This window comes from Streptomyces sp. NPDC001027 (genome assembly GCF_040299045.1).
Classification (GTDB): domain Bacteria; phylum Actinomycetota; class Actinomycetes; order Streptomycetales; family Streptomycetaceae; genus Streptomyces.
Map to the genome: position 1 here is coordinate 1 of NZ_JBEPBI010000270.1, position 9974 is coordinate 9974.

A 9974-nucleotide genomic window follows, 5' to 3' on the forward strand; every position below is an offset into this window, starting at 1 on the left:
CACGCGTCCGCGCGGCCCTCGAAGCCTTCGCGCACCTCACCCGCGGCGTCTACCGCGAGGCGGCGCCCGGGATCGCCATGCTCGACCCGGTGTCGCGGCCCTGCATCCGCACCGCTTTCGTGCTGTACGGCGGGATCCTGGACGCCGTGGCCGACGACGGCTACACGGTGCTGCACCGCCGCTCCGTGGTCCCGCGGCGGCGGCGCGCCGCGGTCGCCGCCGACGGGCTGGTGCGCCTGCTGGCCGCCCGCGCCTCGGCCCGCGCGGGCCGCCGGACGGTTCTCCCCCCCACGTCCGCGCCCGCCGGAGGCCGGCTCACGGCGTCCGGGACCGCCGCGGCGGAGCCGCTTCACGAGGAGGTCGTGTGAGCCCTGACCGTTCCCTTCGCCGAGGACGCTTTCCGCTGTCGCTGCGCAGGCGCCCGGTCGCCTGGGAGCGCCAGCGTCCGACCTGGCGCGAGGCCCGTCCGGCGGTGATCGCCCAGGCGCTCAAGCGTGCCCAGGCCCGCCCCTCGGGCAACTGGTACGTCGTGGGCGCGAGCCGGGCCGTCGGCGACGACCGGCCCCTGGCCCGTACCGTCGCCGGGCGGGAGATCGTCGTCTGGCGCGACGCCTCCGGGCGGCTCGTCGCCGGGCCGGGAATCTGTCCTCATCTGGGGGCGCCGCTGCGCGACAGCCCCGTGCGGTGCGGCGCCCTGGTCTGCCACTGGCACGGACTCGCCCTGCACGGCGGGCCGTTCGCGGGCTGGGACCCCGTGCCCGCACACGACGACGGCGTGCTGGTGTGGGTGCGCCTGGACGACGTGGGCGGCGAGCCTCCTCTCGCGGCGCCGGTGGTGCCGGCCAGGCCCGCGCCGGCGGACGCGGTGTCTGCGGTCTACGTCGGCGTCGGCACGTGCGAACCGGAGGACGTCGTGGCCAACCGGCTGGATCCGTGGCACGGCGCCTGGTTCCACCCGTACTCCTTCGTCGACCTGACCGTCGTCGGGGCTCCCTCGACCGAGGCGCGGGGCGCGGCGGAGGACGCTTTCACCGTCGACGTCTCCTTCAAGCTCGCCGGCCGGCTGGTGGTGCCCGTCCGCGCGGTGTTCACCGCGCCCGAGCCGCGCACGGTCGTCATGCGCATCGCCGAGGGCGAGGGGCGGGGGTCGGTGGTGGAGACCCATGCGACGCCGCTCGGGCACGACGACCGGGGCAGGCCGCGCACGGCGGTTGTGGAGGCCGTCGTGGCCGCGTCGGACCGGCCCGGCTTCGGCGTGGTGCGCGCGTTGTCGCCGCTGATGCGTCCCCTCGTGCGGGCCGCCGCAGGACGACTGTGGCGTGACGACCTGGCCTACGCCGAAAGGCGCCGGCATCTGCGCTCGACGGGACGCTTCCCCGGCTGAGCCGGTCCGGACCCCGTTCTCGGCGTCCTTGGCCTTCTCGGCGCCCTCGGCCTTCTCGGCGGCCTCACCGGCTTCACCGTTCTCACCGCCCTTCTCGATCGGCGGGCGGCGCGGGCAGGGCGTCGGCCGCCGTGCGGAGGAAGGCGAGAGCGCGGGGGAAGTCGTGCAGCCGCTCGGCGAGGATGCCCAGCCCGAGGCGCAGGCCGTGGGCGGGCACCCGGCGGGCGGTGAGGATGCCGGCGCTCCACGTGGTGAACGTGGTGAACAGGTCGGCGTCGTCGACGTAGAGGGCGGCGGCCAGGAAGTCGACGATGTGGGCGAGGTCTTCGGCGGTGCGTTCACGCTGGGCGGCCGTGTAGGAGCGCATGGCGGGCCAGCGCTCGTCCAGGTCGCTGACGCACTGTCGGACGAGGGTCGCTCGGTTGCCCCTGACGAGGGTGTACTCCTGGTCGGCGAGGTGGGAGAGGCCGTGGCTGCGGTGACGCCGGTCGGCCCGCGGCGGGGTGACGCCCCGGGCGAGACGGTCCGCGGCGGCGCGGGCGTCGGGGGCCCAGAGGTCGGCCTGGACGAGGCGGGCGTAGCGACCGTCCGGGCCGAACGCGGCGCCGCCGACCATGACCGGGACGCCGAGGGACCGCACGGCGGTCACCGCCTGGTGCGCGGCGGGCAGATGGGTGGGGATCGAGGCCGACAGCAGCACGGCGACGGGGTTGGTCCGGTGCACGTGCGCGACGAGGTGCGGGGTGGGGGTGTGCGCGCCGAGGAAGTCCACCCGCCAGCCGCGCCGGACGAGCACTTCGGCGAGCAGCCGGGCGGGGAGGAAATGCCATTCCCCGTCGATGCAGGCCACCGTGATCCGCCCTCCCTCGTGCGGCCCGGGCGGTGCGGGGCGGCGGTGGGCGAGGGCGGCGACGACCCGGTCGGTGATCGCGCTGGCGGCGTGCTCCTCGGCCACGCTGATCCGGTCGGCGGCCCACTCCGCTCCCACGCGATGCTGCACACCGGCGACGACGTCCAGCAACAGCGTCTCCTCGTCAGCTCCCGCGTCGGCCGCCGCCGTCATCATCCGCACGGCGGCCGGCTCGTCCCTGTCGATCACGGCGGCCCACAGCCGGGCCGACAGCGCCGTCAGGTCCGTGCCGGCGCCGGCGACCGCCGTCACCGCCGCGCTCGGCGCGGAGGTCGGTCCCGGAGCGCGTCGGCGTCGCCGCCCGGGTCGTGGCCGGCGGCGGAGTTGGTGATCGCGAGGGTGGCCAGATCGTCGTGGCCGCCGTCGCCGAGCCACTGCGCGGCCAGCATCTGGACACGCTCCACCACCGCCCCGGCGGGCATCCGCGCGCACTCCCGCAGCGCGGTCTGCAGCCGGGCCTCGCCGTAGAGCTGGTCGCCGAGGGGTCCGCCGCGGGCCTCGGTGACGCCGTCCGTGTACAGCAGGCACGTCTCCCCCGGCGCCAGGACCACGTCCGCGCTGCGGGCCGTGACCTCGGGCAGCGCGCCGACCAGCGTGCCGCCGGTGGCGGCCTCCTCGACGCGGCCGTCGCCGCGAATGATCAGCGGCGGCAGATGCCCGGCGCTGGTCAGCCGCAGCTCCACCTGATCCGCCCGGCGGCGCACGGAGGCCAGCACCAGCGTCGCGAACCGTGTGTGGGGGGAGTCGAGGAGCGCGTCGTTGAGGAGGGTGAGGACCTGCCGGTGGTCGCCGGACAGCGGCACCAGCGCATGCAGCACACTGCGGATCTTCCCGGTCAGCACGGCGGCTTCCAGACCCTTGCCGGCCACGTCGCCCAGGACGACGAACGTCTCCTTCGACGGGTCCGCGCCGGGATGGACGTCGTAGAAGTCACCGCCGACGAGTTCGTGGTCCTGCGACGCCCGGAAGGCGCCCGCGTACTCCACGCCGTGGACCCGCTCCAGCCTCGGGGGCAGCAACTCCCTCAGCAGCGTGGCCGTGATGGACGCCTGCTCCGCGTACAGACTCGCCGCGGACAGGGCCGCGCCGGCCCGTGCGGCGAACAGCCCGGCGAAGACCTCCTCGCCGTCCGTGAACGCACGGTGGGTGTCCGAGCGCAGCAGCATCAGCACTCCGGCCGGGACCCCGTGGCCGGGCAGCGGGGTGATGATCACGGATCCGACGGGGCCGTCGAAACCGGGCGGGAGGACCCACTCCGGCAGGCCCTCCGGGTCGATCCAGCGGGTGGGGACGGGCGGGAACCCCTGCAGGGCCTCCGCGAGTCCGGGCACCGCCGCCGCCTCGACCTGCGCCACGGTCCGGGTGACCGCGCCGCCCGCCTGCGCGTACGTGAGCGCATGGCGGCGGCCTCGGGCGGGGGCGACGATGACCGCCGCGTCGGCCAGATGATCGGCGGCCGTCCTCGCCGTCACCTCCGTGCAGCGGTCCACGTTCAGTGACGACAGCAGCGCGCCGGAGATGTCGGCGAGCAGTGCGGTGCGTTCGCGTTCGCTGCGCAGGGCCTGCTGCGCCGTGCGGAGATCGGTGTCCTCCACCAGCCACCACACCACGTTCCCGCGCTCACCGGGCGAGGGGTGCGCCGCGAACGTGCGGTCCGCGAACGTGCCGCGGACGGCGGCGCCCGCCGGCGCTCCGGTCGCCGGCAGGCTGCCGTGCGCCTGCGCGAGCCAGTGCGGCAGGCCGCCCTCGGTGAAGCCGTCCCCGGTCTGCTGGGAGAACAGGCCGCGGGCCGCGTGGTTGGCCTCGACGACGGTCCCGCCGCCGTCGACGACGAGGACGGGGAACGGGGCGGCGCTCCACGCCGCGCCCACGCCGGTACCGCGCGGAATATCGGAGATGTCCGGGGAAGCAGTCACGAGCGGGGGAACGCCGCGCGCCCCCCACCGCCTCTCCGCCGATCAGAAAAAGTTGCCATGCGGCAACCATCTCTCATCGTCCGGTCCCATGCAACGTCCGGAGTGATTCCTCACGACTTCACCATCTCGGCGTACGCCGTCCCCTCGGCCGGCGGCCCGCGGCCGAGGGCGTCCGGACGGCTGCGCGAGGCAGGGTGCGTGAGGCAGGGTGCGCGGGGCGGCCTCGCCGTCAGGCGGCCGACCACTGATGGGGTCTGCCTCCCCGCCACTCGACCCATCGTGCGTCGTCGAGCACGTCGGCCGGGTCGGCGACGCCGGCCGCTTCGAGGAACACGGTCAGGTCGTGGTCCGAGTAAGCCGTGCCGAGGATCTCGTCCCGCCCGCCGGTGTGCACGGTCACCCGACGGCCGCCCGAGGGGGACGGCCGGTGGACGACGATCGGAGCACTGGCCACACCTCCAGCGTGCCTCCCGGCCGACGCCGAAGCCAGTCCTCGGCGGCCGGAATCCGACGCTCCGGCGATCGCGGCGGGGACCGCCGGCGCGCCGGAGGGACGACCGGCGGCCGGCGGTCCTGGCCGCACACGACCGGCGACGGCGGTGGATAGACTCGGGCGCCTGTCCGAGTGGATCATCCGTCCAGGGAGTTCGCCGTGACCGACCACGCCCCCGTCCGCGCCCTGTCGTCGGCCCGCCGCGGCGCCCTGTCGACGCTGGAGCGGGTCCCGCATCTCGTCTTCTTCGCCGTCGTCGGCGCCGCGTCGGTCCGCCTCGTGCGTGAGCCGAACGAGCTGTGCACGGAGATCGTGGCCGTCAGCGGTCTGCTCGCCGTGGTCTACGCGGCGGGCCTCATGCTGTGGAGCAGGTTCGGCCGACCGGCCCGCCGTCTGTGGGTGAGCGCCCTGCTGCTGCTCTGGACCGCGCTCATGGCTCTCAACCCGCCGCCCCTGGCCGCCGCTTACGCCTGGTGCGGCGTGCCGCTGGCCTGCCTGGTCCTGCGCGCCCTCGAGCGGCACGGCGCGACGCTCGCGCTGGCCTGCATCACCGCGGTGTTACTCGGCCGACTGAGCCACCACGCGGGGGGATTCGACGCCGAGATGGTCCTGATCCCCGTGGCGGCCGTCTGGGGCACGGTGACGCTGTACCACACGGTGCAACGGGATGCGACGGAGCGTCAGCGACTGCTGGCGGAGCTGCGCGGGACGCGGCGCGTCCTGGCGGACGAGCAGCGCAGGGCGGGCGCGCTGGCGGAGCGTGAGCGGATCGCCCGGGATCTGCACGACACCCTCGCGCAGGAGCTCGCCGGCCATCTGATGCTGCTGCAGGCCGCGGAACGGGATCTGACGGAACGTCCGGAAGCCGCGCGCGACCGGGTCCGCGCGGCCGCCGACGGTCTGGACGCGGGCCTCGCGGAGACCCGGCGGATCATTCACGACCTCACGCCGTCCGCCGTGGTCGAATCCGGCCTCGAGGACTCGTTGAGACTTCTGTGCGGCCGCGCGCAGCAGGAGGGGACGGCCGGGTGCGTGACGTTCCGTTCGGCGGGCGCCCGCCCGGCGGAGGTGAGCGTGGAGGCCGCGACCACGCTCTTCCGGGTCGCCCAGAGCTCGCTCGCCAACGTCAGGGAGCACGCGCACGCCGGGAACGTGCTGGTGACGCTCCGTCAGCGGCAGGGCGCGCTCGAGCTGGAGCTGCTGGACGACGGAGTCGGTTTCGTCCCGGACGCCGCGGCCGCGGCCACGGCGCGGGGCCGGGGCCTCGGTCTGCCGGCGGCGCGGGCCAGGCTGCGCGAGCTGGACGGCGACCTGCACGTCGACAGCGGGCCGGGCCGGGGCACCCGGATCCGGGCCGTGGTCGCGACCCCGCGCGCGTCGGGCCGTGCGCAGCCCGCGGTCACGGGTGCGACCGCGGGCACCGGTGCGACCCGGTGACGGCGACCGGTGTGCGGCTGCTGATCGCCGACGACCATGTGGTGGTCCGCGCGGGATTGCGGGCGCTGCTGGAGGGCGAGCCCGGCGTCGAGGTGGTCGGGGAGGCCGGCAGCGGCGAGGAGGCCGTGCGTCTGGCGCGGGAGGTCGCGCCCGACGTCGTCCTGATGGACCTGCGCTTCGCGGGCGCGGGCCGCGGCATGGACGGCGTGGAGGCGGTCCGACGGTTGACGGCCGAGTCGCCGGGGCTGCCGGTGGTCATGCTGACCAGTTACGCGGGGCGGGCGGACGTCGTGCGCGCACTGGAGGCCGGCGCCCGCGGGTACGTGCTGAAGGCCGGCCCGCCCGAGGAGTTGTTCCGTGCCGTGCGCGGCGTCGCCGCCGGCGGCATGGGTCTGACGCCGGAGGTCGTCGAGGGTCTCGTGGGCCAGGTGATCGGCGTCCGCACGGATCTGACGCAACGTGAGCTGGACGTCGTGCGGCTGATGGCCGAGGGGCACGGCAACCGCTCCATCGCACAGGCCCTCTTCCTGAGCGAGGCGACGGTCAAGACGCATCTGGTGCGCGTCTACCGCAAACTCGGGGTGGAAAACCGGGCGGCCGCCGTCTCGGAGGCGGCACGCAGGGGGCTGATCGACCTCTCGCCCTGAGCCCGGTCCCTCCTGACGGGCGGCTCCCGGACCGCGGCATGATCGGTACGGTGGGGCAGGGCGACGAGAGGGGCTGCGGGGCTGTGAGCGAGCATGCGGCGATCACGACGGCGAAAGAGGCCGCGGATCACGAGTTGATCCTGGCGTTCGGGCGTCTGCAGGGCGCGGCCAACCGGCTCGAGTACATCCTCGGACGGGCCCTCGAGGTGGAGTGCGGGATCAGCCATCTGATGTTCGAGGTGCTGCTGATCCTGGGTCGGGCGGGCACGCCGGGCCTGTCGATGAGGGCCGTCGCCCAGGAGCAGGTGCTGACCACGGGAGGCGCCACCCGGCTGGTGGACCGGATGGAGGCGGCGGGTCTGGTGGCGCGGGTGGACTCCCCGGCGGACCGGCGCGCCAAGCTCGTCAGTCTCACCGCGCTGGGCGAGGAGACGGTGGTCCGGGCCGCCCGGCTGCACGCCGAGAACATCCGGCGCCACTTCGTGGAGCCGCTTCCCGCGGACCACCGCGCACAGTTCGCCGAGGACCTCCGCGTCCTCAGCCACGCGGCCCGGGACACGCTTCCCCGGCTGCCCTGACCCCCGCCGGGCCGGACGCCCAGCCGGACCCGAGCCGGACGCCGATCCCGACCCGAGCCGTGCGCCGGGGGCGCGGGCGCCCGGCCCGAGGTCTCCCCGGGGAGCGCCGACCGCTCCTCCCGCCGCGTCGCAGGAACCGACGAATCCGGTCCAGAGGCTTGACGCCACCGGCATGACTGCGCTGACATGGCTGCGCAGTCAGACGAGCGGCGCCGTCGTCGGCTGACACCGGGTTCGGACGGCGATCGCCTGGAGACAGCATGACGCGAGCGGCAGGGCGGGGCAGGTGTCACGGCACACCGTGCGCCGCCGTCACGGCCCGTCGAACCCGCGTGACCCATCGGCGACGCCGACGGCGGTTACGCGGCAGCCCCGCACGCGCCTGAACCGGGCCGCACCGGCCCGGACCGCAGTCCGCTCACACGATCCCGTCACCCGGGACGAGCCGCCGCACGGCAGCACGGCCCGTGCCCCCTCCCCGGTCGCGCCCACCCCGCGCCACCCGGGGGCGGCGGCCGGCGGGCGCCACACCGGTGCATCCGCGCCCCGCCTCACCGACGCCGACGCTGTCGCCGTCGTCGCCGAGCGGTCGGCGCCCCCTCATCCGCGTCCGAGCCGATTCCGAGCCCGAACGCGACCCCGACCCGAGCACTCGGCCGTCCGCGTCTTCTGTGGCCGGACGGCCTCTCGACTCCCCACCCGCAGCAGGGAATGCGGCCGCCCCGTGGCCGTCCCCAAGGAGGAACCGTGCAGAGAAGACAGCTGGGCAGAGCGCTGGGAACGTTCGCCGCGGCAACGGCGTTGCTGGCGGTGCCGGCCGGAGCGCAGGCGTACAACCCGACGGGCGGCACCCTGTATCAGCTCGGCAGCGAGGCGTGCCTGAAAGGCCGCGGCAACTGCGCGATCTACCCCAAGTCGGCGCAGCTGCCGAGCGGACGCCTGGTGGCCGCGTTCGAGAAGTCCACGGTCGTGACGGCCTCGGGCAGCGCCGACGGACAGACCCTGCCGGTCTACAAGAGCGACGACAAGGGAACGTCCTGGCAGCCGCTGTCCGAGGTCAAGGCGCCCGCGTACATCTCCGCCGACCCTCAGTACGCGAAGTACACGAGCAACTGGACGAACCCGTTCCTCTACGCCCTCCCCCAGGACGTCGGGAACCTGAAGCAGGGCACGCTGCTCCTCGCGACGGTGGTGTCGGGCGACGACGCCTACTACAAGGAGCACAAGGCCGCCGACCCCAACTGGACCCCGTCCAACGACGGTGACCGCAAGGACCTGGCGATCGCCCTGTACTCCAGCACCGACGACGGCGCGACGTGGAAGATCCTCAACGTCGTCGCGACGGGCGGCTGGCAGGGCGGCAGCGCGGGGGCGGTCGGCCAGAACATCGCGAACGCCAACACGAGCCGGCAGGTGGACCCGCTCTGGGAGCCGTACCTGATGGTCTACAAGGGCCAGCTCGTCTGCTACTACTCCGACGAGAACGACTACACCGGCTTCAACGCCACCACCGGCGTCCCCACCCTCGACCCGGCCAACGGCGCCGCCACGGACTCCCTCGGCCAGATCCTCGTGCACAAGACCTGGGACGGCCGCAGCGCCGACTGGAGCTCCGCCGTCGTCGACATCGCCGGCCTGACCCAGGCCATGGGCGGCGGCAAGTCGGAGATCGGGGGCGGCCGGCCGGGCATGGCGAACGTCGTCCGCACCACGGACGGCAAGTGGATGATCACCTACGAGTACTGGGGCGGCGGATCCAACACCCGCTACCGGATCGCCGACGACCCGCTGAAGTTCTTCACCGGATCGGCCACCGGCACCGGAGTCGACTCACTGCCCGTCGACGCCGGATCCCACCCCCTCGCGACGGGCGGCAGCCCGGTCCTCATCAGGCTCCCCGGCGGCCGCCTGGTCTACAACGCCGCAGGCAGCGGCAACGTCTGGGTCAACGAGAGCGGACGCAGCGACGGCGTCTGGAAGGAGTACCAGACGACCTCACCGGGCGCCTACAGCCGCAACCTGCAGTACGTCGACGGCACCGGTCGCATCGTGGTCCTCAACAACCAGGGCACCTCGACGCTCAAGTTCGCCGAAGTCGACCTCGGCCACACCGACGGCGCCTACTACCAGCTGGTGAACCGTAAGACCGACCAGGTGATCGGGACCGGCAACAAGACCAACGACGCGAACCTCGGCAACGCCGACGTGCCCGACGTCCGCCTGGAGGCCCCCGGCTCCGCGGGGAACGCGGACACCCAGTTCTGGCACCTGACGACCGAGCCCGGCGGCGGCGTGACCCTGCTGAACAAGGCGGGCGGCCGTGCCGCGGCCGTCTGGACGGGCAGTGCGACGGCCGGCCAGAAGATCGGCCAGTGGGTGGACAACAGCAGCACGGGCAGCTGGAACCTGATCAGGACCAGCGACGGCTTCTACCGGCTGCAGTCGGTCAAGAACACGAGCCTGTACCTGACCGGTGCGACCGCCGGAGCGCAGCTGACCCTGCAGAACTCGCTCACCGACGGCTCCCAGGACTGGGAGCTCGTCCAGTGACCCCCGAGCTCACCCCCTGACCCCGTCGCCCCGACCGGTCGGGGCCGGACCGCGGACGG

9 protein-coding genes are annotated in these 9974 nt (G+C 74.4%); 6 read left to right on the plus strand and 3 right to left on the minus strand.

The features are described 5' to 3' along the window. Both ABT300_RS37395 and ABT300_RS37400 read left to right on the plus strand, forming a co-directional pair. Positions 1–368, plus strand: a 368-nt coding sequence (locus tag ABT300_RS37395; protein ID WP_351685731.1) for a squalene/phytoene synthase family protein, incomplete at its 5' end; no start/stop codon positions are given. Next, positions 365–1384 carry a Rieske (2Fe-2S) protein gene (locus ABT300_RS37400; RefSeq protein WP_351685734.1) on the plus strand — a complete coding sequence of 340 codons (1020 nt, stop codon included), beginning with the start codon at positions 365–367 and terminating at the stop codon, positions 1382–1384. The genes ABT300_RS37395 and ABT300_RS37400, both read left to right, overlap by 4 nt. An 82-nt stretch (positions 1385–1466) precedes the next feature. Here the strand turns inward: ABT300_RS37400 and ABT300_RS37405 are convergent, their stop codons facing one another. From ABT300_RS37405 to ABT300_RS37415, 3 genes are all read right to left on the minus strand, one after another. After that, complete coding sequence (locus ABT300_RS37405) at positions 1467–2546, minus strand: cobalamin B12-binding domain-containing protein (protein WP_351685737.1); 1080 nt, start codon at positions 2544–2546, stop codon at positions 1467–1469. Next, positions 2543–4210 carry a PP2C family protein-serine/threonine phosphatase gene (locus ABT300_RS37410; RefSeq protein ID WP_351685740.1) on the minus strand — a complete coding sequence of 556 codons (1668 nt, stop codon included), beginning with the start codon at positions 4208–4210 and terminating at the stop codon, positions 2543–2545. The genes ABT300_RS37405 and ABT300_RS37410 overlap by 4 nt, the downstream gene beginning before the upstream one ends. 229 nt (positions 4211–4439) lie before the next feature. After that, positions 4440–4664, minus strand: coding sequence for a hypothetical protein (locus ABT300_RS37415; RefSeq protein ID WP_351685742.1), 225 nt, complete (start codon positions 4662–4664; stop codon positions 4440–4442). A gap of 198 nt (positions 4665–4862) precedes the next feature. On the opposite strand from ABT300_RS37415, the gene ABT300_RS37420 reads away from it, so the two are divergent. The 4 genes from ABT300_RS37420 to ABT300_RS37435 all read left to right on the plus strand — a co-directional run bounded on the left by ABT300_RS37420 (position 4863) and on the right by ABT300_RS37435 (position 9915). Further along, a complete protein-coding gene (locus ABT300_RS37420; RefSeq protein ID WP_351685745.1) occupies positions 4863–6140 on the plus strand; it encodes a sensor histidine kinase in 1278 nt (425 codons plus the stop codon). Beyond that, a complete protein-coding gene (locus ABT300_RS37425; RefSeq protein WP_351685748.1) occupies positions 6137–6787 on the plus strand; it encodes a response regulator in 651 nt (216 codons plus the stop codon). Before ABT300_RS37420 ends, ABT300_RS37425 begins: the two co-directional genes overlap by 4 nt. An 83-nt stretch (positions 6788–6870) precedes the next feature. Next, entirely contained in the window at positions 6871–7365 is a 495-nt protein-coding gene (locus ABT300_RS37430) for a MarR family winged helix-turn-helix transcriptional regulator (RefSeq protein ID WP_351685750.1), read from the plus strand. 747 nt (positions 7366–8112) lie between these two features. After that, positions 8113–9915 carry an RICIN domain-containing protein gene (locus ABT300_RS37435; protein WP_351685752.1) on the plus strand — a complete coding sequence of 601 codons (1803 nt, stop codon included), beginning with the start codon at positions 8113–8115 and terminating at the stop codon, positions 9913–9915. Positions 9916–9974 lie beyond the last annotated feature (59 nt).